This is a genomic window from Marinococcus tarijensis (assembly GCF_054971385.1).
In genome coordinates, this window is record NZ_JBQOJA010000038.1 from 1 (window position 1) to 24,691 (window position 24,691).

Sequence of the window (24,691 nt, forward strand, 5' to 3'; positions counted from 1 at the left end):
ATAAGACATAAAAAATGCTCCCCTCTAAGCAAAACAGATGATTTATTTCACCTGTCTACTTAAAGGGGAGCATATCACCGAGGTTCAAAAGCCTTTTTTTGTATAGCATGCGGTTACTGTCCCCGGGCAAACGAATTTGTATAGATAAACAGATTGCGTACGCCCTTATCGGTTGTAATTTCAAAGCGATCGAATACATAGTCCTCGTCCTCTGCGTACAGATTCCTTTCATAATGATGCTGCACGATAAGTACGGACTGCTGTTTTCGGAAATAGAGAAAATTCACCCCGGTAAAAGAAGTTTCTTCAGGCTCCTGCATTAATTGATACAGCAGATGGTTATGGCATTCAATCAGATCGTCCTTGCTGAATCCGTTGGAGTGAATATTTTTAACAAGGCTGTAGCGGGAAGGGTCTTCAAGCTCATTTAAAAAGATGGCAAACGGCCGGAATTGATCACTGTGAATGCGGACATGATCATGCTCCTGCAGCTCAAATATCTGACCGTGATCGTTGCGGAAATACATATCGTAGTAATGGACCGCCCGGCGCCAGGGAAGACCGGCCGGGGAAATTTCAAGTTCAAACGGGCAGTCTTCGATGTCAAGAGCCTGGCCATCCGGCGCCTCCCGCAGGAATACGTTCCCCCGCGAGCGGTGAATTTCATAATAAATATAAGACTCTTCCTGTGGTTCTTTTGGTTCCGGTGTAAAAGTAACGGAAAGAGAATGCAGCAGGCGCTTCCATTCTTTTTTATCACTGTAGGACACAAGAGGAGAAGAGATCTCTTTTTCAAGCAGCTGAACGACGGAGTGCTCATAGGAAGCTGGGGTGCGGTCGTCAGCAGCTTGAATTTTAGTTCCCGGTACAGTAATGGTTTGAAGGTTAAATTCATGTACCGCTTCTTTTTTGTCTACATCCGGGAGGCGGTGGGCCTGCTGAATCCGGACACGTCCTTCCCAAATTTTCCGGGGGGCGGCGGACGTCTGCTCTAAAATACCGTAATAGGCCCCGGTTCTGCCGTAATCGACAACCACGGGGCGGCCTTGATGCTCGAATGCTTCTTGTCGTTTCATAATGGACCTCGCTTTATTCCTTTAAAATTTCTTTTCCTGACGGTATCTTTTCTCATTTACCTTCAGCAGCTGGCGCATTTTCCGGGCGTGCACATCATTTTGCTCCATGCGCAGCGAGCTGAGGCGCCCGCGCATCGCTTCAAGCGCCTGCAGCAGAGCATCGTGCTGCTCGTTCCTGTGATTCGGTTCAAGCAGCCGGTACGTTTCGATGAGATCCGGTATTTCACGGCCAAGCATGCGTTCAACCAGATATTCATCCTCCACATCGAACTGCAGGGAAGGCGAAGAGCGCAGTTCCTCAAGCTCCCTGTCAATCTGCTGCAGCTCCTGATGGATATCTGCCGGGAGGCCGCTGCTTTGCTTTACGTAGTGCTGATGAAACCGGTCGAGTGCTTTATGCCATTTTACTGGCTCGTCTTCCGGCACTTCCTCTGCGGGTGCCGGCTCGGCTGTGTGCAGCTGAATGTCCCGGGGGGCCCGGCCCTGCAGGGTGTAATCGAGCACTTCAAGCTTGCGGAAAATGTGCTGGAAGTAGGACGACTTTTCAATGTTACGGGCATGCATTTTGCCGTTTTTCATGTAATGGACCAGTGCTTCCCGTAAAAAAGCCGGGGTGTGCCCGTCAGTACTACGCACATAGTCAATGGTCACCGTCTTTTGAATAGCTGCCTGGGACCGCTCTTTTTCGAAGCTTGTAATGCGGATGCGCCTGGCGGTCAGCTTCATACGGAACAAAAAAAGTTCGTTTTCGCGTTTCAGGCGTTTGGACTGACGGAGTTCATCCGCCCGGGCAATCACCCGGTCGATTGCTGCTTCCATTTCCTCCACGATAAACAGCCCGTGGCTGTCGGAGAAGATATGATCATCCACCGGGCGCATATGGTCCGGAAGGAAGCGTTCAACCCAGGGATGTTCAAACCATCTGTTAGCCAAGTGATTCACCGTCCTATACGTTGGTATCTATCAGTTTAACAATTTGTTTTTCATCTGGTTGTTTAATTCGTCCATTTCGGAAATGAACTGTTTACTGGAGGCGACAATACGTTCATTGGACTGCTCCGTCATCTGGATGGCTTCGTACACATCCTGATAAGCCTGCTGGAACGTTTCGAGGGCGATCGCCGGCTCTTCGAGTGTCTTCAGAGTATCGGCCGTGTTTTCTTTCAGCATGCGTGCATTGTTGGTGAGCATATTTTCGGTAGATTCGTTGACGCTCTGCACCGCATTGATCACTTTCCGCTGATTGCCAAGGGCAAGCTGGATGGAAGCGGTGACGGTAACGATATTTTTCGTCATGGTAATGGCGTTAAATATCGCTTCTTCAAGCTTTCCATTGTTATCGACAATAAGGTCGATCGAAGCAATCGACTGCTGCAGCACCATAACCGCCTGGGTCATATTTTTTACCCGGGATATTACTTTTTGCTGCCCTTTTTGAATAGCGGCCGGGTTATCGCGCCACTGTTCTTCAAGCATTTCTTCCTCGAGCATGGCGTTCAGCTGTTTGCCGGTTTCAATCTGCGTTTCAAGCTCCTCAATGCGCTTAATGGCCGTTTCCCGTAATTCTTCAAGCATGACGTTGTCTTCCTGCAGCTTGTCCCGGCCGGCGAGGAGACCGTGAATAATATTGTCGACCTGGGATTCCACTGTTTCGTATTTTTTCGCGTACTGCTCGACCGGATCGCGGCGTAAAATTTTATTCATTGTTTTCTGCAGGCGGCCTTCTTTTAAATATTCCGGCTCAAGTTCGCCGACCACCGTTTTTAATTCATGAAGCTTATCGGGAAGCTCGTTGTCCTTTTGATCTATCATTTCCCGGACGGGACGCTTTAATGCTTCAAGGGAGTCGCCGGCTTTTCGCTGCTCGGCTTCCCCGAGGCCGCCGAGAGTACTTACGAGCTGATCTGCATCTTTTTCATTTTTAAAGCGTTCAATGAATTTTTCAGCTTCTTCCTTGCTTCTCCCTTCGTTATTGGAGGGAGTTAAATCTTCTTGATTTGTATTGGGTTCGTCGTTCATGCGGATTCCTCCTCATAGTTAATTCGGCGGGGCCTTTACTTATATATCGTATGATCATTAACAATAGTTTATAAAAAGGAAGTATAATACTTACAGTTTAGCATTAGAGCGGGCAATAGTAAAAAAATGTCCATTAGAAACGAAGTGCCGGGGTGAACAGAATAATTCATTTTCCTTTGCAATTTTGAAAATTTTTTGTAACATATTATAGAAGCAGTATATAATAAAGTCGGCAAAAGCCAGAAGGCTTTTTTCAGGGAGAATTGCCAGGTTCAGCAAATACTATTCAATTGAAGAGGCATTTGCTCTATTTACAAAACGAAAGCGGATAAACGGCGGAGCAGCTCCAGCGTGCGGAAACCATCCGCAGGAAAAAGAAAGGAACGAATGGCATGTGTTTAATTGCTTTTGCGTATCAGATGCATCCATGGTTCCCACTTGTCGTAGTTTCCAACCGGGATGAATTTTTAGAACGGCCGACTGAGCGCCTTCATAAATGGGAGGGCGAAGGCATCGTGGCGGGGAAGGATTTACAGCAGGGCGGTACATGGATGGGAGGCAGTCTTTCCGGACGGTTCGCAGCTGTGACAAATATCCGCAGTCCGGGCATGGAAAACGGGGGAAAATCACGGGGGCATCTGCCGCTGCGATTTTTGCGGAACGGATCGGAGCAGGTGCTTGAATCAGTGAAAAAAGACCGAAACGAATACAGAGGGTTCAATATGATCGCGGGCTCAGATAAGGAATTGTTTTATTTACATAATCACAAAGAAGGACCGTATAAAGAGCGTCTTGCGCCCGGGGTTCACGCGCTCAGCAACGCCTCTTTGAACACGCCGTGGCCGAAGGTCGAAAAAGCAAAAAAGCACGTGGAAACGCTGCTTGCCTCTTCAGGGAACACGCTCGATCCTGACGCTTTTTTTAAAGCAATGCAAAATGCAGAGCCGGCCGACGATCAGGAGCTTCCTGATACAGGGATAGACAAACAGCTTGAGAAACAGCTTTCATCGATGTTTATTGATCTCCCGGAATACAAAACGAGATGTCAGACAATGTTTATTGTGCGAAAAGACGGAAAAATTACAATGCTCGAGCGGATGACTGACGCCCGGACCGGTACTGGCCATTATGAATGGCATGTATAAATATGAATATTTATTCTACGGGTCGTATGAATATAAAAAGGCACTGAAAGTATAAAAGCGTGCAGTCCTGCTTATAAGCGTTTACATGACTAGTGAAACTCAAATCTTAATTTGTCGAATGTTTAGAAAAATGATATAATATGCAAACCAATTTAAATTTGGACACCATGGAGAGAGGTGGAGAGGGGTATATGTTATTGCCTAGAAAAAATTATAAAGAAGGCTTGTATGACTCCCAGTTTGAGAAGGATAACTGTGGGATCGGCTTTCTTGCGGATATTAAAGGGAAAAAGTCACACGACATTGTTGAAAAAGGACTGCAAATTTTAAGAAACCTGGACCACCGCGGCGGTCAGGGAGATGAAGTGAATACCGGGGACGGCGCAGGAATGCTTCTGCAGATACCGCACCGTTTCTTTAAAAATAAAGAAAATGAGCTCGGCTTTTCGCTGCCGGAGGAAGGCGATTACGGAGTTGGGATGCTGTTTCTGCCTGTAGATAACACGAGGCGTGCCCAGTGCGAGCAGGCCATCGAAAAAATGGTTGAAGAAGAGGGGCTGCCGCTGCTCGGCTGGCGCGAAGTGCCTTCTGACGATTCGATGCTCGGAAACGCGGCACTCTCCGCTATGCCGGCTATCCGCCAGCTGTTTATTAAGCGCCCGGAAAATGTAAAAACGAGAGAAGATTTTGAGCGGAAATTGTATATTGTCAGAAAACGCTCCGAGCATGAGCACGGGGTTAAGCTTCATGACCAGGACAGCTTCTATTTTGCAAGCCTGTCCTCGCGGACCATTGTGTATAAAGGGATGCTTACGACAGAGCAGCTGAACCAGTTTTATAAAGATTTAAACGACCGGCAGTTTGAAACGGCGCTCGCGCTTGTGCATTCCCGTTTTTCCACGAATACATTCCCAAGCTGGGAGCGGGCGCACCCGAACCGTTATCTCATCCATAACGGGGAAATCAACACGATTAAAGGGAACGTTAACTGGATGCATGCCAGGGAGCCGAAATTTGAATCAGATCTGTTTGGGAGCGACATGGAGAAGGTTCATCCGGTCGTGGATGCTGAAGGCAGTGACTCATCGATGTTTGATAACGCGTTTGAGTTTTTGACGCTGTCCGGGCATAAAATGCCTCATGCTGCCATGATGATGATTCCTGAGCCGTGGCAGAATAACCCGCTTATGAATGAAAAAAGGCGTGCGTTTTATCAGTACCACAGCTGCTTAATGGAACCATGGGACGGGCCAACAGCCATCGCATACACGGACGGAAACCAGATCGGTGCCTGTCTCGACAGAAACGGCCTGCGCCCGGCCCGCTATTACGTTACTAAAGACGACCAGATTGTCATGTCTTCAGAGGTGGGAGTGCTTGATATAGCCCCGGAAGATGTCTTATATAAAGAACGCCTTCATCCCGGCCATATGCTGCTTGTGGATCTCGAAGAAGGGCGTATTGTTCCTGACGGAGAGATCAAGGATAAAATTGCCGGTGAGCATCCGTACCAGGAATGGACAGACGAATACCTGACGGATTTAGAGGATGTGCTTGAAAGCCAGGATGTGTACAACACCAATTTTGAAAAACTGGAGCAGCGTCAGCTTGCTTTCGGCTACACATATGAGGAATTGGAAAAAGTGGTCAAGCCACTCGCCACAGGTTCAGGAGATCCGGTCAGTTCGATGGGCTACGACTCTCCGCTTGCAGTGCTTTCCAAAAAACCGCAGCTATTGTACAACTATTTCAAACAGCTGTTTGCACAGGTGACGAATCCGCCGATAGACGCTATCCGAGAGGAAATAGTCACTGCTGTTGGTACGACTATCGGAAAGCAGGGCAACCTGCTCGATCCAAAGCCATCGCACGCCCGGCAGCTGTATTTAAAAAAGCCAATTGTCAACAACGAAGATTTAGCCAAGCTCCGTTCCAATAAACTGGAAGGATTTGCAGCTTCTACGCTTTCCATCGTCTTTGAAGCAGCAAAAGGAGCCAATGAAATGGAACGTGCTCTTGAACGTATATTTGAGCAGGCGGACCAGGTCATCGAGGAAGGCTCGACTATTCTTATTTTAAGCGATCGTGACGTGAACGGAACTTACGCTCCGATCCCGGCGCTGCTTGCGGTTGGCGGGCTGCACCACCATCTCATCCGTACGGGACGCCGTACAGATGTCAGCCTGGTGCTTGAAAGTGCCGAGCCCCGGGAGGTACATCATCTGGCGGTGCTGCTCGGCTACGGTGCAGAAGTCATCAATCCGTACCTGGTCTTTGATTCGGTCGATGACATGATCAAAGAAGGATTGATGGAAGGTTCGTATGTGGAAGCGGTAAGCACGTATATTAAAGGTGCCACAAAAGGTATCATGAAGGTCCTCTCGAAAATAGGCATTTCCACGGTACAGAGCTACCGGGGCGCGCAGGTTTTTGAAGCCGTCGGTATTGATGATGAAGTAATCAACCGCTATTTCACATGGACGTCCTCAAGAATCGGCGGTGTAAGCACAGAAATTATTGCAGAAGATGTGCTTGAACGCCACTTCCGGGCCTACAATGACCGCGAAGGACTGGATATGACGCTTGACCCTGGGGATGACCTGCAGTGGAGACGGTACGGTGAGCCTCATCAATACAATCCGCATACGATCCATATGCTGCAGCATGCCGCTAAAACCAACGATTTTACGCTTTTTAAAAAGTATTCAGGCGCTATCGATAAACAGGAACAGGAGCAGACAACGCTCCGCGGCCTGCTTGAATTTAACAAAGGCGTCCGCGAGCCGATCAGCATCGACGAAGTGGAGCCGGCAGAAAATATCTTTAAACGCTTCAAAACCGGAGCAATGTCATTCGGCTCTATCTCCGAGGAGGCTCATGAGGCACTTGCCATCGCCATGAACCGCATCGGCGGTAAATCAAATACGGGCGAAGGCGGGGAAAATCCAGAGCGGTTTACGCCGGATGAAAATGGTGACCTGCGCCGGAGTGCGATCAAGCAGGTAGCTTCGGGACGTTTTGGTGTTACAAGTCACTACCTGGTCAACGCCGACGAAATACAAATCAAAATTGCCCAGGGGGCAAAGCCTGGCGAAGGCGGGCAGCTTCCCGGCAAAAAAGTATATCCGTGGATAGCGGAAGTGCGGGGCACGACGGCAGGTGTAGGCCTGATTTCGCCTCCGCCGCACCATGATATCTATTCGATTGAAGATTTAGCTGAGCTCATCCATGATTTGAAAAATGCGAATCCGAACGCCCGGGTCAGTGTGAAGCTCGTTTCAGGAACAGGCGTTGGAACGATTGCTGCCGGCGTCGCGAAAGGCCGGGCTGACCATGTAGTCATCAGCGGTTACGATGGCGGCACGGGTGCCGCTGCCCGCACAAGCATTAAGCATGCCGGCCTGCCATGGGAAATTGGGCTCGCAGAAACGCATCAGACGCTTGTCATGAACAATTTACGGAACCGGATTTCCGTGGAAACAGACGGCAAGCTGATGACAGGCCGCGATGTAGCGGTGGCGGCTCTTCTCGGTGCGGAAGAATACGCATTTTCCACGGCACCGCTCGTGGTACTTGGCTGTGTCATTATGCGCGTGTGCCATCTCGATACATGCCCGGTAGGCGTTGCGACACAAAACCCTGAACTGCGTAAAAAATTCATGGGCAAGCCGGACAACGTCGTCAACTTTATGACCTTTGTGGCCGAAGAGCTTCGTGAAATTATGGCAGAACTTGGTTTCAAAAGCATTGACGATATGGTTGGCCATACCGAAGTGCTGAAGCAGGTAGACTCGGTAAACAATAAAAAAGCACAGACGGTAAATCTTTCGACTCTGCTTCACCGTCCGAAAGCGAAAAATCAATCCAAGCACGTGGCCCATATTAAGCAGGACCATGAACTGAATATCTCTCTTGACGAAACGACGTTAAAGCATGCGGCAAAGGATGCCCTTGAATCACAGACACCGGTGTTTGGCGAGTTCGATATCCAAAATACCAACCGTGTGGCCGGGACGATGCTCGGAAGCGAAATTACACAGAAGTACGGTGCCGAAGGCCTGCCGGAGGACACTATCAGATTTACGTTCCATGGTTCGGCCGGCCAGAGCTTCGGGGCGTTTATTCCTAAAGGCATGACGATGAGTCTGATTGGCGATGCCAACGACTACATCGGCAAAGGACTGTCAGGCGGAAAATTGATTGTTACGCCGCCGGATACTTCTACATTTGATGCGGAAGACAATATTATTATTGGAAACACAACCTTTTACGGAGCTACTTCCGGGGAGGCTTACATCCGCGGAGTAGCGGGTGAACGGTTCTGTGTCAGAAACAGCGGTGCAAGAGTCGTAGTCGAAGGCGTCGGGGACCATGGCTGTGAATATATGACCGGCGGTGTTGTCGTTAATCTCGGTGTTACCGGTAAAAACTTTGCAGCAGGTATGTCGGGCGGCGTAGCGTACGTGTACGACCCTGACCAGACGCTTGAAAGTAAATACAACAGCGAAATGGTAGGTCTTGAAGCGATCGAATCTGCCAGAGACGAGCAGGAGATCCAGCAGATGATTGAAGCGCACGGAAAACAGACGGGCAGCGAAGCAGCAGAACGCATCCTGACCGCCTGGGAGACCGAACGCAAGCATTTTGTGAAGGTTATTCCGTACGACTACCAGGCAATGCTGCAGTCGATCCAGGAAAGAATAGACAACGGCTTGAGCGAAGCGGATGCTGTGCTTGAAGCTTTCCAGGAAGCAACGACGGAAGAGGACAAAGATAAAGAAAAAGTCACTGGAAATTAACAGTCCGGGAAGGCTTTCACAGCCTTCCTGGCTTTTCGAATAAAGGCGTTGAATGAACAGCATACAACGATTTTAAAAGTGGGAGTGAGGGAAATGGGGAAACCAACAGGTTTTCTGGAATATAAAAGAGAAGCTCCAAGTAAATTGGACCCGCTTGAACGGGTGAAAAACTGGCAGGAGTTCCAGATCATGATGCCGGAAGACAAGCTTCAGGAACAGGGCGCCCGCTGTATGGACTGTGCGATCCCGTTCTGCCAGGCTGGTACTTCCATGGTCGGTTCCGATGAAATTGGCTGTCCCGTATACAATCTGATTCCGGAATGGAATGATCTTGTCTATCGCGGAAAATGGCAGGAAGCGTTGACGCGTCTTCATAAAACAAACAACTTCCCGGAATTCACCGGAAGAGTGTGTCCGGCTCCGTGCGAAGGCTCCTGCACCGTAGCCATCAACGATGACCCGGTAACCATCAAATCCATTGAATACCATATTGTGGAAAAAGGATTTAAGGAAGGCTGGATTACAGCTGATCCGCCAAAAACGAGAACCGGCAAAAAAGTAGCGGTGATCGGTTCCGGACCGGCAGGACTTGCAGCTGCCCAGCAGTTGAACCGGGCCGGCCATACGGTGACGGTATTCGAAAAGGACGACCGCATCGGCGGGCTGCTTGCCTATGGAATTCCGGAAGTAAAGCTTGAAAATGAAACCATCACAAGAAGAACAGATATTATGGAAGAAGAGGGCATCGAGTTCCGGACGAGTGTCGATGTAGGAAAAGATATTACCTCCGAACAGCTCGACGAAGAATACGATTCAGTTATTCTCTGTACAGGCGCGCAGAATCATCGCGATGTGCCGGCAGAAGGACGCGGCTTAAAAGGAATTCATTATGCGATGGACTTTCTGCGTGGCAATACAAAATCCCTGTTGGATTCGAACCTTGAAGACGGCAGATATATCAGTGCAAAGGATAAGCACGTGATCGTTATCGGCGGTGGGGACACCGGAGTGGACTGTATTACGACCTCACTCCGTCACAACTGCGCTTCCCTGACCCAGTTTGATATCAATAAAGAAAAAGATAATGAACGTCCGGAAGACAACCCTTGGCCGCTGTATCCACTTGTTTATAAGCAGGAAGACGGGCACAAAGAAGCAGCTGCTCTGCAGGGCGAGGACCCGCGTGCCTACAAAGTAATGACAAAGAAATTTGTCGGAAACGAAAAAGGGCAGGTAAAGGAAATTCATACGGTGGAAGTGGAAACGGTCTTTGAAGACGGTAAAAAAGTCCGTCACGAAGTACCTGGAACCGAGCGCGTATGGAAAGCCGATCTCGTACTGCTGGCCGTTGGCTTTACAGGACCCGAGCAGGAGCTGCTTGAGCAGATGGAAATCGAACGTACAGAAAGAAGTACAGTGAACGCTGAATACGGAAGCTATGTTACAAATCATGAAAAAGTATTTGCAGCAGGCGACAACCGCCGCGGTCAAAGCCTTGTAGTATGGGCTATCCATGAAGGACGTGAAGCAGCCCGCGAGTGCGACCGTTTCCTGATGGGAACGACAAACCTGCAGTAAAATGAAAAAGCCCGGTTGATCCGGGCTTTTTCAGGAAAAGATTTTTAAATTTCACGTACTGTAATGAATTTTTATTAATAATCTGATACAATAGACTAAAACTTTGTTGGAGTAGGAGTCACATTGAAAAAAGTTGCAAAAGGGATTTTAACAGCAGTAATTATTTATGCAGTCATTATCGTACTTATTTTAGCAACGGCGTTATTGTTTGTAATGGTTTCATTTTCCGGGGAGATGGCCCAGGTGCTTTTTGGATGGAACGAATACAATGAATGGACAAACACGCATCTGGTGCCCTGGGCAGAAATGCTGTGGGAATGGTTTGTTGCTATAACGCCGGGAGGCTGACAGGAAAGGTGGAAAAAAGATGGAGCAGTATCGTTTTCCTTATAAATCAGGAGTTTACGTTGGAATCCCTGTAAAAGAAAATCCCGAACAGTGGCTGATGGAAGTACAAGTGGTACTTGAACACCCGCGGCAGGGAGACCTGCACCAGCCGAAGAAGACAAATGTGCCGATTTTCCATGAACGCCGGGCACTGGCGGAAAAAGAAAAAATCTGGGTGCAAAAAAAAGCGGTGAAGCCGCTTGAAGCAGTACCGGACATGACCTATAAGGAATCTCTTCGACAGGCGTTTGATGCTTACGAGCAGGAGCTCGAAAGTAAAAAGGATGAATTTTCCCAGAAATCGCTGAAAACGCTCCATGCGGTTAAAGCTGATTATGAACGGCAAAAATTACTATAACTCTGCCCGCGGGCAGAGTTATTTTTGTATTTATCCTTTTTATACATGAGGAGTGCGCTCATCGGTAACAAACAGAGCTCCGGCTGTGTGCAGCCGAATAGACAGTTCAATTAAAAACAGATCATCGGAATTATTCAAATCACAGCTCGTAAGTGACTCGATTTTTTTCAGACGGTATAACAGGGACTGGCGGTGGAGGTTTAGCTCCCGGGAGGTCTGACTGACATTGCCCTTGCATTCATTGTAGGTGCGGACCGTTTTCATTAAATCAATGCCCCGCTCGACGGAATAATGATGGAGGGGGGCGACTGTAGCTTCAGCGATCTGACGGATTTCCTCATTTTTAGAGAGAGACATAAGAGCCCGGTCAAAGCGAGTGTCTTCATACGTATGAATATAGCCGAATCCCCGCTGCCTGCGTCCGGCATCAAGAGCAGAGGAAGCCTCCGAAAAGCTTGTCACAAATTCCCAGGGCGCGGCTGTCTTGCTTACCCCCCAGGAAATGACGAGGTGGGGGATTTTTTGTTCGAGGCGGTACTGCACCGTTTCTGCAAAATAGTATACTGTGTCATACATCATGGTTGGGTGCATTTCCAGATACACTATCAGTTCAGATTTTTGGAAGGTGCTCATTACGCGTGCTTTTAAATAACGGCTCGCGTGGGAGACTTCTTCCTCAAACATATAGCCAATCTGTTCGAGCCAGTGGTCATAGGAAAGCGGCGGGGATTCTGCGTGAAAGACCCGTTCGACATTTTCAGGCTTGGCCACAAAGCAGATATAAGGGAGCTCAAGGTTATAGCCTAATGATTTTCCGCGTGAAAGCGCCTGGTCCCGGGATTCATAATTATCCTTTGCCAGGCTCCAGACAAAATCATCCTTCAGGCGCATCTCGGTTTCAAGCGCTGTCTGGTCATGCAAAAAGCAGAGAGCGGAAGTGGTGACCGAATGTTCAAGCAGAAGCAGGGTGTATTCTTCAAATACATCGTGCTTTTCTTTGTGAGTCGGCCACTGAAGGATCATATAGCCCTGGATATCCTGGGTCGTCTGCACGGTTAGGCGCAGCAGGGTGCCGGTGTCTGTATCCATCCATTCCATGTTGGCCGGCAGGCTTTTTTCAGGATCTGACTGCTGAAAAGGGGGGAAAAGTGGATTCCCTCCCTGGCTTAAATACTGGTTCCACCATTCGGCCAGCTCCGACGACTGCTTTGTCTGTGTCTTCAGGCGTCCGCGCTTATCGACCACTAGCATTGGTATATGAAGCTGTTCGTATACATAAGAGGCGATTGCCTCCATGGCCCTGCCTTCAAGAATAATCTCGAGAAGGTCTGTACGGATTTTATTCGAAACGTCGATCGAGCGCAGCGAGCTTTTATGGAGGGCTTCGGAAATTGCTTCTGTAATGTCCGAAAAACGGATCTCCCATGGGATTTCCACGAGCGGAAACGCTTTTGACTCACAAAAGTCGATCACGTTGTCAGGAATCGAGGAGATGTAGTGGCCGACAGACAAAATCAAACCGCTCGCTCCTGCTTCCATCAGCTCTTCAATAAACTCAAGCAGATCCTTCTCGTTTTGACATCCGATCCCCGAGCTTAAAATTAATTCCCGTGGCCGGACGAAATCTTCCACAGGTGTTTCTATAACCGATGCCCAGTAAACGGTAATAGAGCTTGAATCGGCATTCGATGTGAGTGGAAGGGCCGTGTTCATAATCGGAAGCTGTAATACTTGTTGCATAGAAATCATCGCCAGACACCCCTTTACAATACCAAAACGTAAATTCATCTTCTGATTATTATTTTACCATATTTGCATGGAAGATAATGTGTCATGCACATTGTGCAAAAGAAAGTGCGAAACTTCATACAATTGTGTGAATGGAATTTAAACAGATAATCTATACACTGAAGGTAGAGAAAAAATAGTAACAGGGAAGGTTGTGTTCAATCATGACAAACACACACATTAATCGTTCAACAAAAGCAGTATGGGCAGGAGAAAAAGAATACCGGGCATTTGGAGCGACCCAGGTTCCGGTAGTCCACAGTGTTGCCTATACGTACGACGATCTGGACCATTGGTATGACGTAGCAACAGGAAAGAAAGAAGGGCATATCTATGGTCGGAATACGAACCCTACCCTGCAATCGTTCGAAGAAAAAATCAGAATTTTGGAAGATGCTGAGGCGGCTACGAGCTTTTCGACCGGTATGGCTGCTATCAGCAACTCCCTGGCTACGTTCCTCCGTCCGGGCGACCGGGTAGTATCCATGAGGGATACGTACGGTGGTACAAATAAAATCTTTACCGAATTTCTGCCGCATATGGATATTGAGGTATCGCTCTGCGAAACGGGCAACCATGAAGAGATTGAAGCAGAAGTCCGTAAAGGCTGCGATATTTTATACCTTGAAACACCAACCAATCCAACGGTGAAAATTACTGATATCGAACGAATGACCAGGGTGGCAAAGGAAGTGGGAGCGCTTGTGTTTGTTGATAACACATTTGCAACCCCAATCAACCAGAACCCGATCGAATTTGGTGTGGATCTTGTTATTCACAGTGCCACGAAGTTTCTGGGCGGCCACGCAGATGCCCTCGGCGGGGCAGTGTGCGGCCGGAAGGATCTGATCGAAAAGGTCTTCCATTACCGCGAAATCAACGGAGCGACGATGGATCCAATGGCTGCCTACCTGATGATCCGGGGCATGAAGACGCTCCATCTCCGGGTGCGCCAGCAGTGTGAATCTGCGATGAAAATCGCTGAACACCTGCAAAATCATGAGCAGGTGGACCAGGTATTCTATCCGGGGCTCAAAACTCATCCAGGACATGACATTGCAGAGAAACAAATGAAGCAGTTTGGCGGCATGTTCAGCTTCTCGTTAAAAGGCGGAATGGATGCCGTTCGCCAGTTCCTGCCAAAGCTCGAGTACGCCAACCGTGCAGCAAATCTGGGATCGGTGGAAACGACGGTAGGGCCGGCAAGAACGACGAGCCACGTAGAGAATACACCGGAAGAACGCGCAGCTCTCGGTATTCCGGAAAGCCTTGTGCGCTACTCGGTCGGAATTGAAGATACAGATGATCTCATTAACGATTTGGAACAGGCACTGGCTTCGCTGCCAAAAGCCGAAAGCGTGAAAAACTAAAGGACGGTTTGAGCGATGACTATAGTGACCAAAACGATTAAAGAAGAAGCAGAAGCGATCCGGGAGCAGCTGGTGGAATGGAGGCGCGGCCTGCACCGCCGTCCCGAGCTGAGCTTTGAAGAGCATGAAACGGCATCATTTATTAAAGCGACGCTTGCCGGACTTCAGTATTTAAGAATTTACAGCGGCAGAGAAGAAACGGGTCTAGATACGGCCGTAATCGCAGAGCTTGGGGCCGGGGACGGCCCTCTCGTCATTTTGCGTGCAGATATCGACGCCCTTCCCATCCAGGAAGAAAACGACTGTGATTATGCTTCCACGTACGAGGGGAAAATGCACGCGTGTGGGCACGATGCCCATACCGCTATGCTTCTAGGGGCCTGCTCTGTGCTTCATAAGCAACGGGAGCTTTTAAACGGAACCATCCGCTTCATTTTTCAGCCGGCAGAGGAAGATACGGATGAATACGGCAGTACCGGCAGCCCGTATCTGATCAGTCGCGGATGGCTCGAGGGCGCTCAGGCAGCCTTTGCCCTTCATATGGACCCTGAGTTTACCCCTGGTCATGTAAGGCTGCAGGAAGGTCCGAGCATGGCAGGCATTGATACGTTCGAAGGAGTTATTCGTGCAAGCGGCGGCCACGGGGCTTATCCGCATCTTGCCACTGACCCGGTCTGGATCAGCACGTTTGTGATGCAGGCGATGCAGGGAATTGTTTCACGGCGGACGTCTCCGCTCGAGCCGGCAGTGGTGAGCATCGGCGAATTAAAAGCAGGAGCTTCGACCAATGTTATACCGGACGAGGTCCGCATCCGGGGCACCATGCGCAGCTATTCGGACGCCACCCGCAAGCGGCTGCGTGAGGAGCTGCAGCAGGCTTTCCGCATAGCTGAGACAATGAACGCCTCCCAGGAGGTAACGATCGCTGAAGGAGAACCGGCGCTCGTCAACAGTCCCGAAGCAGTGAAGGCCTACCGGGCCGTGCTTGAAGAACTGTACCCGGAAACGATTATTCACGAAGAATCCTACGGCATGGGTGGAGAAGATTTCAGTTACATGGCGCGAGAGGTGCCGTCCTGCATGATGTTTCTCGGCGCAGGCTATCCTGATCGCGCAGACAGCGGGCTGCACATGCCCCAGTTTGATATTGAAGAAACCATTTTACCAATTGGAGCTTCCCTGCTTGCAGGAGCAGCTGTACACTATATGACAAAGCACAAGACAGATTAGACTGGGAGGAAAAAATATGCCGCATAAATTAGATTTTATCGGGTTTGGCGGAGTGGGCCGGGGCCTTGCAGAAATACTATTGGAACGGGGCAGCTGGCTGAAGGAAACGTTTGGTTCCGACTTTTTGGTAGTTTCTGTTTCCGATTTGTACAAAGGCTCCCTTCACCACCCGGACGGCCTTAATATGCAGAAGGTGCTCGACTGCCTGAAAAAAGACGGAACGGTCGAAAACTATCCTGATACTGAAGGACTTGTTCGCGGATGGGACAGCATTGAAACGATCACCCAGTCGAACGCTGATACCGTAATCGAAATTACGTTCACCAATGTGGAGACCGGCCAGCCGGCAATTGACCACTGTAAAACGGCGTTCAAGGCCGGGAAAAATGCTGTTCTTACGAATAAAGGCCCTGTGGCTCTTGCCTATAAAGAGCTTCAGGCGCTGGCGGAAGAGAATGGCGTACGGTTTTTATTCGAAGGAACGGTCATGAGTGGAACGCCGGCACTCCGGATGCCGCTTACAAGCCTTTCCGGTAACCGGATTACTTCTATTAAAGGAATCATGAACGGAACGACCAATTACATGCTCACCCAGATGGAGCAGGGCATGGAATACAGCGAAGCTTTAAAAGAAGCCCAGTCCCGCGGATACGCGGAAGCAGATCCAACGAGCGATGTTGAAGGCTATGATGTATTGTATAAAGTAGTCATTCTTGCCAACGTCGTTATGGGAGCAGATCTGAAAAAAGAGGACGTGGAACGTCAGGGAATTACGTCTCTTTCTGCAGAAGATATGCAGCAGGCAAAAAATGAAAATAAGCATTGGAAGCTGATCGGGCGCGTTGAAAACGTCAACGGGACAATTAAGGGCTCTGTAAAACCGGAGCTGCTCTCCGAAGACGACGCCCTCGCAAACGTCGGAGGTGCGGTAAACGCTGTCACTTATGAATGCGACCTGAGCGGTCCGATTACGCTGATGGGCGCCGGGGCCGGCGTGCCGGAAACAGGATTTGCCTTGTTGATCGATTTGATTAACATGGACCGAAATACTATATAAAGGCGGGATAATATGACAACAAAAATCACAGAGCAAAAGATGCTGCTCGGCGGAGAATGGGTCGGCCGGGAGCAGACGCTGGACGTCGTCAATCCCGAGGATCAGTCCGTTATCAGCACAGTGCCGATGGCAAGCAGTGACGATGCGCGCGAAGCCGTGCGGATTGCTGTTGAAGGAAAGGAAATCGCCGAAGCGCTGAGCGTCCGGGAACGTATGGATATATTAAACAAAGTAGCGGATTATGTGCTTGAACATGCAGATGAGTTCGCAGAAATCATTGCTCTTGAAGGAAGCAAAACGATAGCGGAAGCTTCCGGTGAGGCACGGAGGACCGCTGAAACGATACGTCTTGGGGCGGAAGAAGCACGTCGGCTTTCCGGGGAATCGATTAATTTCGATCAGATGGAAGGCAATACGAATCGGATGGGATACTATTATCACTTCCCGGTAGGCGTTGTAGCAGCTATCACGCCGTTTAACGATCCATTGAACCTGGTGGCCCACAAGGTGGCACCGGCGATTGCCGCTGGGAATGCTGTCATAGTGAAGCCGGCAACAGAAACACCGCTCAGTGCATTAAAGCTGGCCGAAGCGTTTATTGCAGCCGGTCTTCCGAAAAAAGTACTCACAGTAATTACAGGAAGAGGCCGTGACATCGGCGACATTCTGGTTGAAGCAGAAGACGTTCAGATGATCAGCTTTACCGGTGGCTATGAAACAGGAAAAAGCATTGCCCATAAAGCAGGACTGAAAAAGCTGTCCATGGAGCTGGGCTCGAATTCCCCGTTTATTATCTGGAAGGATGCAGACATTGAAAAGGCGGCCCAGTCAGGCGTGGACGGAGCGTTTGGAGCGGCCGGCCAGAACTGCCTGAGTGTCCAGCGGGTGTATGCTCACGAAGACATTTACGAAGCGTTTGAAGCATCGTTTGTGGATAAAGCCAAACAGGTGCGTGCAGGCAGAAAGATGGACAAAAATTCGGATATCGGACCGGTGATCAATGAAAAAGAAGCCAAACGGATTGAAAGCTGGATTGAAGAAGCAGTGGAGGCAGGAGCCAAAGTGCTTGCCGGCGGTAAACGGCACGGAGCCTTTATCGAACCGACTGTTCTCTCGAACGTACCGGAGGATATAACGATTGTAAAAGAAGAAGTGTTCGGCCCGGTAGTAATACTTGCTTCTGTGGCAACGTTTGATGAAGCAGTAACACGCTCGAACAGTGTGCCCTTCGGCCTGCAGGCCGGCATTTATACGAATGATATCAATTTAGCGCTGAAGGCTGTTCGCAAGCTTCACGTCGGCGGCGTCATGGTTAACGACAGCAGCGATTTCCGGATCGACGCTATGCCATTTGGCGGCGTTAAGCATTCGGGCATCGGGCGCGAAGGCGTAGCATTTGCCATTGAAGAAATGTCGGAAAAACGGCTCGTATGCTTTACCATTGATGAATAATTAAATGTAGACGGGATAAAAGGGGGGATCAGCTCATGTTATTTGAAAAAGATGAGTACCTGACGAGAATGAACCAGACGAAAATGAAAATGATGGAATACGGTATTGAAGTGCTATTGGTCTCCAATCCATCCAACATGTACTATTTAACAGGATATAACGCATGGTCGTTTTATGTGCACCAAATGGTTATTGTGATGATTGACGAGGATCAGCCATTATGGATCGGGCGGGAAATGGATGCCCACAGCGCTACCGTCACTACATGGCTTGACGAAGACCATATCATTCCGTATCCTGATGAATTTGTGCAGTCGACGATCAAGCACCCTATGGATTTCGCAGCGAACATCCTGACCGAGATCGGCCAGGGCAACCGTAAAATTGGACTGGAGATGGATGCATTTTATTTCACCGCCATGTGCTATGAACGAATCCAGGCTGGTCTCCCAAATGCCGAATTCCGTAATTTCAGCACGCTTGTCAACTGGGTCCGCCTGGTAAAATCAGAAGCGGAAATTGAGTGCATGTACCGCGCCGGACGTATACTCGAAAATGCCATGCAGGCTGGTTTTGATACGGTGGATGTCGGCGTTCGTGAAAATGAAGTAGCTGCGGCTATCACCAATGCCCAGATTCTCGGAACAAAGGAATTCGGCGGAGATTATACGTCGATTGTGCCGATGATTCCCGCGAACGAAAATACAGCCACCCCGCATTTGACATGGACGGACCGGAAATATAACTATGGGGACTTTTTAACGATTGAAATTGCCGGGGCGTATATGCGCTATCATACCCCAATGGCGCGGACGATGGCGATCGGCCAGGCTCCCGAAAAAATGTATGATCTCTCGGAAACGGTCGTGGAAGGCATCGAAACTACGATGGATGCGATTAAACCGGGGATGACGGCAGAAGAGGTGGAAAGTGTGTGGAGCCGGACGATCGCAAGACGCGGTTATTTTAAGGAATCCCGCCTTGGCTACTCCATCGGACTCAGCTATCCGCCTGACTGGGGCGAGCATACTGTCAGCTTCCGCAAGGGCGATCACACTATTTTGCATCCGAATATGACGTTTCACCTGATGCCTGGCATCTGGCTCGACGATCACGGGGTGGAGATTACCGAATCGATCCGCATTACGGAAAATGGCTGTGAACTGCTCAGCCACGTGCCGCGGGATATGTATATAAAAGAACCAGGGGTACTCGGCGACGGTTTTGCGGAAAACCGATTGAACGCCCACTATAGATAAGAAACAGGCAGCGGGCTCCTTTACGGGGAGCCCGCTTTTTCATGAATGTCATGCGGGTGTTGGCTATTTTTTCCGGATAATGGTAGCATAAAGGTGTTTGCAATGAAGATTTGACTAAAACGGGGAATGATCATGAACCGGCAGGCCTACATAAAACCAACACTGGGAGCAGCAGCTTTTGCAGCTGTATTTTGCTATTTTTTAGAAGTGCTTTTAAACGTTCCGTTTGTCGAATACGGGTACAGTTTTATCGCCGGGGTACTGCTTGTGGCGTCTCTGCCTGTCATGCCGCCCTTAAACCGGCGTGTCGTTTACGTGCTGATTGCTGTCGGCATTGCTCTGTTCTGGACGTACGGTGTTTCCTGGCAGACCGTGTGGACAAGCTTCGGGGAAAACCTGCCGCTGCTCGCCCTCTTTTTGACGGTGCCGCTGATTGGGACATACATGTCGGAAGCGGGGCATCTGCATGCTTTTCAGCAGTATCTCGAACGCCAGAACGAAAAAAGAGGAGTGCCGCCGCACCGGCTTGGCTACGGCGTGACGGCAAGCATCGGAGCCATTCTGAATCTTGGCTCCATGCCGCTTGTGTACGGCATTGCCAAAGAAAGCTTTCCCTCTTTTGAGAAAAAAAGAATGGCTTTAACGGTACTCAGGGGATTTGGCTCTTGTATGCTCTGGTCGCCGTACTTTGTAAATATGGCTCTGATTTTAAGCATCTATGATTTAAGCTGGGGAGAGGTCGGGCCTTATGGGATCGTGATGGCTGCTGTATTGACAGCTCTGGTCGTTGTATTTTTTCGTTCGTCAGCATTCGCCGATGATACGTGGACGGTCCCGGAGAAAGAAAAAGAAGCCAATCCGCCGGTGTCTTCGATGCGCACGTTTTTACTATTTTTAGGCGTGCTGCTTGCTGCTTCTTTTTTGCTTGAAGCACTGTTGCCCTTCAGCATGCTGACGATTGTTTCGGTGCTCGCTCTTTTGTATCCGTGGGTGTGGGCCCTTGCGCGAAGACAGGCTGCCTCGTTTGCGCATTCCACGTGGAAACACGTCAGCGGTTCGTTTGAACGCCTGTACAACGAAATTGGTATTTTTGTAACGGCTGGATTTTTCAGTGTGGCGCTTCGAAGCAGCGATGCTGGAAGATGGCTGTCTGAAGCCATCAGCTTTTTGTCCCAGGGCTATATGATTCTGCTGATTGCCTGGGTGGTCGCTATCGTAATGGGGCTCTCTGCGGTAGGTATTCACCCCGTAATAATTGTCACTGGTCTCGGCGGGGCCCTTTCGCCGGAAATCTTTGGGGTGGGGGCTCCGTTTATGGCCGTGCTGCTCCTCATGTCGTGGATGCTCGGGGTCCAGGTGTCTCCGTTTACAGGAGCGATACTTATGACGTCTCATTTAATGGGGGCGACTACCATTCAGGTAATCAGAAAAAATACAGCATTTATTCTAAGCGCTGCCGTCGTGCTGGGCCTTGTACTATTTGTGCTGGGAGAAACGGTAATGTAAAAACGAAGGAGAGAATGCAGCATGCGTCCACTCGAGGCTGGAAAATTATACGGATCCGTCATGCTTGTTATGCTGATGTGGGGACTTAATGTCGTGGCATTGAAGGTGCTGGTGGCTGAAATTAATCCAGTTTATATGCAGGCTGCCCGCATTTTGCTCGCCGGCCTGTCTGTCGCCTTGTTTGTTTTTCTGCGCAAGGAGCATGAGCGGGTGCCGAGGGCTGCTTTTATGTACATTCTGCTGGCTGCAGTGTTTGGCATGACCGGTCACCATACGTTTTTAGCTATAGGGCTGAGTGAAACAACCGCTGTAAAAAGCTCGCTTATACTGGCTCTTCTTCCTATTACAACAGCGCTTTTGTCCATGCTGTTTTTGGGAGATGCCTTTACGAAGCTTCGCTGGCTCGGGGTGTTTGCCGGGTTTGCAGGGGCGGTACTTATTAATCTCACCGGAGAAGGCGGGGGATCTGTTCAGGAAGCGGCGAGGGGAGATACGTTTATCTTTGCAGCAATGACTGCCCAGGCCGTGAGCTTTTTGTTCATTAAAAAAGCATCTGAACTGGTGGCGCCGAGAGTATTAACGATCTACACGCTGATGCTTGGCTCTGTTGGTTTGTTCGCGGTCAGCTTTGTACTGTCTCCGTCCGGGTGGGAGTCGTATATTTCCGCTCCTGGATGGGTTTGGCTCGTGTTTTTACTTTCCGGAGTATTTGCCACCGGACTCGGCCAGATTTTATATAACGCGTCGATTTCGAAAATCGGCCCGGGGAAAACTGCCATCTTTAATAACTTTGTGCCCTTTTTCGGCCTGTTAAGCTCGGCGCTTATCCTAGGAGAAAACGTATCTCCGGCTCAGCTTGGAGGATTCATCTTCATTGTGGCCGGCGTGCTGCTTGGCACCGGGTGGGTGGATCAGCTGCTGTTAAAAAAAACGAAAACAGGCGCCTGCTAAGTATGATGCTTAGCGGACGCCTGCTTTTTTTTTGGAACCTCGTCAAAACCACCCGGGTGAAATGGATGGCATTTGACAATGCGCCGGATGGTCAAAAAGGCACCCTTCCAGAAACCGAAACGCTCAAAGGCGGTAATGCTGTACTGCGAACAGGTGGGATAAAACCGGCAGGAAGGGGGGGTGAACCGGGAGATATAACGTTGATACAGCCGGATCAGCGCCACTATCAATTTTTTCATACATACGCACTCCTATAGTCTTTTTTGCACTTAAAGCGTAGCACAAATAAAAGCAGAACTGAAAAACCCCGCCTGAACCGGCAGGGTTTAAAGCGATACATCTGTATTAACCGACGTAAAAGGAGGCTGCTGGTTCAACAACCTGGCGCAGAAGTGCTTCTTCTTCCGCGTTTAAACGTACCATTGGGAGGCGGACATCGCCGGACATGATGCCGCGCATCTCAAGAGCTGCTTTTACCGGAGTCGGACTAGGCGCCGCGAACATGGATTTCATCAGCGGCAGCAGATCGCGGTGCCGGGAAGCGGCATAGACCGGCTGTCCGTTAAAGAAGCTTTGGATCATGTCCTGCATGCTCTCTCCGGCCACATGGGCAGAAACAGAAACGACGCCGGTAGCTCCAACAGACAGCAGTGGAAGCGTCAGGCTGTCATCGCCGCTATATAAGGTGAAGTCCTGCGGCGCATGCTGCAGAATATAGGCCGCTGCTTCGAGATCCCCGCTCGCTTCTTTAATGGAGCAGATGTTTCTGACATGGGACAGCCGTACAATAGTTTCCGGTGTCATACCGGCCGCGCTTCGCCCCGGAATGTTATAAAGCATAACCGGAGTGTTAATTCCTTCGGCAATTGTACGGAAATGCTGGTACATGCCTTCCTGGGAAGGCTTGTTATAATACGGAGTAACAAGCATGACGGCATCAATGCCGGTTTTTTCTGCTTCAAGGGACAAAGCGAGTGAAGCTCTTGTATCGTTGGAGCCTGTGCCTGCAATAACCGGCACCCGGCCGTTTACAGTCTGGACGGTATGACGGAACAACGAGATTTTTTCCTCGTGGGAGAGCGTTGGGGATTCGCCGGTCGTCCCTGCCACCACAATGCTTTCTGTTCCTGTGCTGATCAAATGATTAATCAGTCTGGTTAATGCTGTGTAATCTATATCTCCGTGTTCATCAAATGGAGTCACCATTGCTGTACTCAATCTGCCAAAATTCATGTTTACTCACCCTCTTAAAAGTATAGTCTTGCCTAAAAAGAGAGGGCTTGCGGTTTCACGTCTTCGCCTCCTTCCGGACACGAAAAAAGCAACCATGGAAAGAGCCCATCGTTGCAGGAACGCTTCAGCTGTTAAGCAGAACCGCACGTGCGTGAGATAGCCCTCCATACAGAAAATCTGTATGACAGTCCCGCATTTATTCAATACGAGACCAGCGTTGAACGATTGAGTCGTCCGCAGCTTCGGCAAAAACCCCTTTCCGCTTTAATCACCAGAGCTCATTCTCTTCCTAAAGCGTACTAATAGTTTTCGCAGCCTCTAACCTCACTTCTCAAATAAAGAAGCAGGATATGAAATTAATTAACTACACTATAGCAGATAACGCCCCGAAAGACAATAGTACGGCAGAAAATCAATTGTCTTTTCTGTATTGCCTGATTTTGGCGTGAGTAAACATAATTAAATATTGTCTGTTTATCCCTTTCCCGCAGCTGTTTTAGCGGATTGCGCCCGGGGCGGGCAAAAAATTTTAAAAAACACGTTTCATTTTAGTGAATCTTTCTTATATAATGAGAGAGGGAAAACAGAACATTAGGGGGCCAATTACGTATGTCGCAGCTTCAGCAGATAGCTCTAGAACTTCCAAAAGAACTCTATACGGAAATCGAACATCTGTCCCAGTCAGAAAAGGATTCTTTTTTTCATCAGGTGTTAAAAGATCAAATTGAAAAACAAAAATCCACAGACATGCAGGAACAATTGAAGAACGGATATGCAGAAATGGCTGCACTAAATGCTGAAATATGCGCTGAATTTGAATATGCCGAAACAGAATCTACACAGACGACAGAACGACGGCTGCACGAACAAGACTAGCTGTTCATCCTGTCCGGCAGCATAAGCGCGCAACCGGAAAAGGAGGTGAATGGGTGGTTTGAGTGATTCGAAACAAAACAATCAGCATCATAAAAAAGTAGTTAAACGGGGGGACGTATTTTTTGCGGACCTGTCTCCAGTAGTTGGATCAGAGCAGGGAGGCGTCCGCCCCGTACTTATCATTCAAAATAATATTGGTAACCGCTTCAGTCCGACGGTGATTGTGGCTGCTATTACGGCACAGATTAAAAAGGCAAAGATGCCGACACACGTAGAAATTGATGCAGCCAAGCATCGGTTTGACCGTGACAGCGTTATCCTGCTCGAGCAGCTTCGTACTATTGATAAGCAGCGGTTAACTGATAAAATTACCCATCTTGATGAAGAAACCATGGAGCAGGTGCGTAAAGGTCTGGAAATAAGCCTTGGCCTGCATGAATTCAATTAAACCATCATACATAACGACTGCGGGCCCCCGCCTGCATATTGATACGTAAAACCTTTCCGGTCCCGGAAAGGTTTTTTGTTATCTTGAATTGTAATATTAAGTGCAACACCTAAAAAATAAAAAACACCCATGGTATCCCAGTGTAAAATGAAAGTACCA

The 24,691-nt window shown here is 49.2% G+C and carries 20 protein-coding genes and 1 riboswitch; of the genes, 14 read left to right on the forward strand and 6 right to left on the reverse strand.

Annotated features, from left to right (window positions below; all coding sequences use genetic code 11):
- Window positions 1-113 precede the first annotated feature (113 nt).
- From ACTTK7_RS15440 to ACTTK7_RS15450, 3 genes are read right to left on the reverse strand one after another with little or no spacing between them, the layout of a single operon-like run.
- A complete protein-coding gene (locus ACTTK7_RS15440) occupies window positions 114-1,076 on the reverse strand; it encodes a DUF2777 family protein (protein ID WP_462868986.1) in 963 nt (320 codons plus the stop codon).
- A gap of 21 nt (window positions 1,077-1,097) precedes the next feature.
- On the reverse strand, window positions 1,098-2,009 hold the full coding sequence (locus ACTTK7_RS15445) for a hypothetical protein (RefSeq protein WP_462868988.1): 912 nt from the start codon (window positions 2,007-2,009) through the stop codon (window positions 1,098-1,100).
- A gap of 30 nt (window positions 2,010-2,039) precedes the next feature.
- Window positions 2,040-3,095 carry a toxic anion resistance protein gene (locus ACTTK7_RS15450; protein ID WP_462868989.1) on the reverse strand — a complete coding sequence of 352 codons (1,056 nt, stop codon included), beginning with the start codon at window positions 3,093-3,095 and terminating at the stop codon, window positions 2,040-2,042.
- A 392-nt stretch (window positions 3,096-3,487) separates the two neighbouring features.
- Here ACTTK7_RS15450 and ACTTK7_RS15455 point away from each other — a divergent pair, with 392 nt between their 5' ends.
- From ACTTK7_RS15455 to kapB, 5 genes are all read left to right on the forward strand, one after another.
- Entirely contained in the window at window positions 3,488-4,240 is a 753-nt protein-coding gene (locus ACTTK7_RS15455) for an NRDE family protein (RefSeq protein WP_462868990.1), read from the forward strand.
- A gap of 191 nt (window positions 4,241-4,431) precedes the next feature.
- A complete protein-coding gene (gltB, locus tag ACTTK7_RS15460) occupies window positions 4,432-9,039 on the forward strand; it encodes a glutamate synthase large subunit (protein ID WP_462868991.1) in 4,608 nt (1,535 codons plus the stop codon).
- Between the two features lie 93 nt (window positions 9,040-9,132).
- Window positions 9,133-10,617 (forward strand): glutamate synthase subunit beta, encoded by a 1,485-nt coding sequence (locus ACTTK7_RS15465; protein WP_462868992.1) that lies wholly within the window; start codon window positions 9,133-9,135, stop codon window positions 10,615-10,617.
- Between the two features lie 123 nt (window positions 10,618-10,740).
- Window positions 10,741-10,965 carry a hypothetical protein gene (locus ACTTK7_RS15470; RefSeq protein WP_462868993.1) on the forward strand — a complete coding sequence of 75 codons (225 nt, stop codon included), beginning with the start codon at window positions 10,741-10,743 and terminating at the stop codon, window positions 10,963-10,965.
- A 19-nt stretch (window positions 10,966-10,984) separates the two neighbouring features.
- The gene (gene kapB / locus ACTTK7_RS15475; protein WP_462868994.1) at window positions 10,985-11,362 is read left to right on the forward strand and encodes a sporulation phosphorelay system protein KapB; all 378 of its coding nucleotides are present in this window, start codon (window positions 10,985-10,987) and stop codon (window positions 11,360-11,362) included.
- 39 nt (window positions 11,363-11,401) lie between these two features.
- On the opposite strand, the gene ACTTK7_RS15480 is transcribed toward kapB, so the two are convergent.
- Entirely contained in the window at window positions 11,402-13,111 is a 1,710-nt protein-coding gene (locus tag ACTTK7_RS15480) for a PucR family transcriptional regulator (protein ID WP_462868995.1), read from the reverse strand.
- A gap of 203 nt (window positions 13,112-13,314) precedes the next feature.
- Between ACTTK7_RS15480 and ACTTK7_RS15485 the strand changes: the two genes are divergently transcribed.
- The 7 genes from ACTTK7_RS15485 to ACTTK7_RS15515 all read left to right on the forward strand — a co-directional run bounded on the left by ACTTK7_RS15485 (window position 13,315) and on the right by ACTTK7_RS15515 (window position 21,975).
- A complete protein-coding gene (locus ACTTK7_RS15485; protein WP_462868997.1) occupies window positions 13,315-14,520 on the forward strand; it encodes a cystathionine gamma-synthase family protein in 1,206 nt (401 codons plus the stop codon).
- Window positions 14,521-14,535: 15 nt separating this feature from the next.
- The gene (locus ACTTK7_RS15490; protein ID WP_462868998.1) at window positions 14,536-15,750 is read left to right on the forward strand and encodes a M20 metallopeptidase family protein; all 1,215 of its coding nucleotides are present in this window, start codon (window positions 14,536-14,538) and stop codon (window positions 15,748-15,750) included.
- A gap of 16 nt (window positions 15,751-15,766) precedes the next feature.
- Entirely contained in the window at window positions 15,767-16,807 is a 1,041-nt protein-coding gene (locus ACTTK7_RS15495) for a homoserine dehydrogenase (protein WP_462868999.1), read from the forward strand.
- 12 nt (window positions 16,808-16,819) lie between these two features.
- Complete coding sequence (locus ACTTK7_RS15500) at window positions 16,820-18,259, forward strand: aldehyde dehydrogenase family protein (RefSeq protein WP_462869000.1); 1,440 nt, start codon at window positions 16,820-16,822, stop codon at window positions 18,257-18,259.
- Window positions 18,260-18,294: 35 nt separating this feature from the next.
- A complete protein-coding gene (locus ACTTK7_RS15505) occupies window positions 18,295-19,518 on the forward strand; it encodes a M24 family metallopeptidase (RefSeq protein WP_462869001.1) in 1,224 nt (407 codons plus the stop codon).
- Window positions 19,519-19,650: 132 nt separating this feature from the next.
- A complete protein-coding gene (locus tag ACTTK7_RS15510) occupies window positions 19,651-21,024 on the forward strand; it encodes a hypothetical protein (protein ID WP_462869002.1) in 1,374 nt (457 codons plus the stop codon).
- Window positions 21,025-21,045: 21 nt separating this feature from the next.
- Entirely contained in the window at window positions 21,046-21,975 is a 930-nt protein-coding gene (locus tag ACTTK7_RS15515; protein ID WP_462869004.1) for a DMT family transporter, read from the forward strand.
- Here the strand turns inward: ACTTK7_RS15515 and yidD are convergent.
- Both yidD and dapA read right to left on the reverse strand, forming a co-directional pair.
- Window positions 21,972-22,214 (reverse strand): membrane protein insertion efficiency factor YidD, encoded by a 243-nt coding sequence (gene yidD, locus ACTTK7_RS15520; RefSeq protein WP_462869005.1) that lies wholly within the window; start codon window positions 22,212-22,214, stop codon window positions 21,972-21,974. The two genes, ACTTK7_RS15515 and yidD, sit on opposite strands and share 4 nt — an antisense overlap.
- Before the next feature lie 106 nt (window positions 22,215-22,320).
- Window positions 22,321-23,208 (reverse strand): 4-hydroxy-tetrahydrodipicolinate synthase, encoded by an 888-nt coding sequence (dapA, locus tag ACTTK7_RS15525; RefSeq protein WP_462869007.1) that lies wholly within the window; start codon window positions 23,206-23,208, stop codon window positions 22,321-22,323.
- 149 nt (window positions 23,209-23,357) lie between these two features.
- Window positions 23,358-23,537: riboswitch (Lysine riboswitch) on the reverse strand.
- 280 nt (window positions 23,538-23,817) lie between these two features.
- On the opposite strand from dapA, the gene ACTTK7_RS15530 reads away from it, so the two are divergent.
- Both ACTTK7_RS15530 and ACTTK7_RS15535 read left to right on the forward strand, forming a co-directional pair.
- Window positions 23,818-24,084, forward strand: coding sequence for a hypothetical protein (locus tag ACTTK7_RS15530; RefSeq protein WP_322525078.1), 267 nt, complete (start codon window positions 23,818-23,820; stop codon window positions 24,082-24,084).
- A 58-nt stretch (window positions 24,085-24,142) separates the two neighbouring features.
- The gene (locus tag ACTTK7_RS15535) at window positions 24,143-24,532 is read left to right on the forward strand and encodes a type II toxin-antitoxin system PemK/MazF family toxin (protein ID WP_462869008.1); all 390 of its coding nucleotides are present in this window, start codon (window positions 24,143-24,145) and stop codon (window positions 24,530-24,532) included.
- The last annotated feature ends 159 nt before the right edge of the window (window positions 24,533-24,691 follow it).

Bases quoted from the DNA above. Each gene is read 5' to 3' on its own strand.
- ACTTK7_RS15450 (WP_462868989.1), bottom strand. From the start codon at position 3,095: ATGAACGACGAACCCAATACAAATCAAGAAGATTTAACTCCCTCCAAT.
- ACTTK7_RS15505 (WP_462869001.1), top strand. From the start codon at position 18,295: ATGTTATTTGAAAAAGATGAGTACCTGACGAGAATGAACCAGACGAAA.
- ACTTK7_RS15530 (WP_322525078.1), top strand. From the start codon at position 23,818: ATGTCGCAGCTTCAGCAGATAGCTCTAGAACTTCCAAAAGAACTCTAT.
- ACTTK7_RS15440 (WP_462868986.1), bottom strand. From the start codon at position 1,076: ATGAAACGACAAGAAGCATTCGAGCATCAAGGCCGCCCCGTGGTTGTC.
- yidD (WP_462869005.1), bottom strand. From the start codon at position 22,214: ATGAAAAAATTGATAGTGGCGCTGATCCGGCTGTATCAACGTTATATC.
- dapA (WP_462869007.1), bottom strand. From the start codon at position 23,208: ATGAATTTTGGCAGATTGAGTACAGCAATGGTGACTCCATTTGATGAA.
- ACTTK7_RS15510 (WP_462869002.1), top strand. From the start codon at position 19,651: ATGAACCGGCAGGCCTACATAAAACCAACACTGGGAGCAGCAGCTTTT.
- ACTTK7_RS15480 (WP_462868995.1), bottom strand. From the start codon at position 13,111: ATGATTTCTATGCAACAAGTATTACAGCTTCCGATTATGAACACGGCC.
- kapB (WP_462868994.1), top strand. From the start codon at position 10,985: ATGGAGCAGTATCGTTTTCCTTATAAATCAGGAGTTTACGTTGGAATC.
- ACTTK7_RS15500 (WP_462869000.1), top strand. From the start codon at position 16,820: ATGACAACAAAAATCACAGAGCAAAAGATGCTGCTCGGCGGAGAATGG.
- ACTTK7_RS15455 (WP_462868990.1), top strand. From the start codon at position 3,488: ATGTGTTTAATTGCTTTTGCGTATCAGATGCATCCATGGTTCCCACTT.
- ACTTK7_RS15485 (WP_462868997.1), top strand. From the start codon at position 13,315: ATGACAAACACACACATTAATCGTTCAACAAAAGCAGTATGGGCAGGA.
- gltB (WP_462868991.1), top strand. From the start codon at position 4,432: ATGTTATTGCCTAGAAAAAATTATAAAGAAGGCTTGTATGACTCCCAG.
- ACTTK7_RS15490 (WP_462868998.1), top strand. From the start codon at position 14,536: ATGACTATAGTGACCAAAACGATTAAAGAAGAAGCAGAAGCGATCCGG.
- ACTTK7_RS15515 (WP_462869004.1), top strand. From the start codon at position 21,046: ATGCGTCCACTCGAGGCTGGAAAATTATACGGATCCGTCATGCTTGTT.
- ACTTK7_RS15495 (WP_462868999.1), top strand. From the start codon at position 15,767: ATGCCGCATAAATTAGATTTTATCGGGTTTGGCGGAGTGGGCCGGGGC.
- ACTTK7_RS15465 (WP_462868992.1), top strand. From the start codon at position 9,133: ATGGGGAAACCAACAGGTTTTCTGGAATATAAAAGAGAAGCTCCAAGT.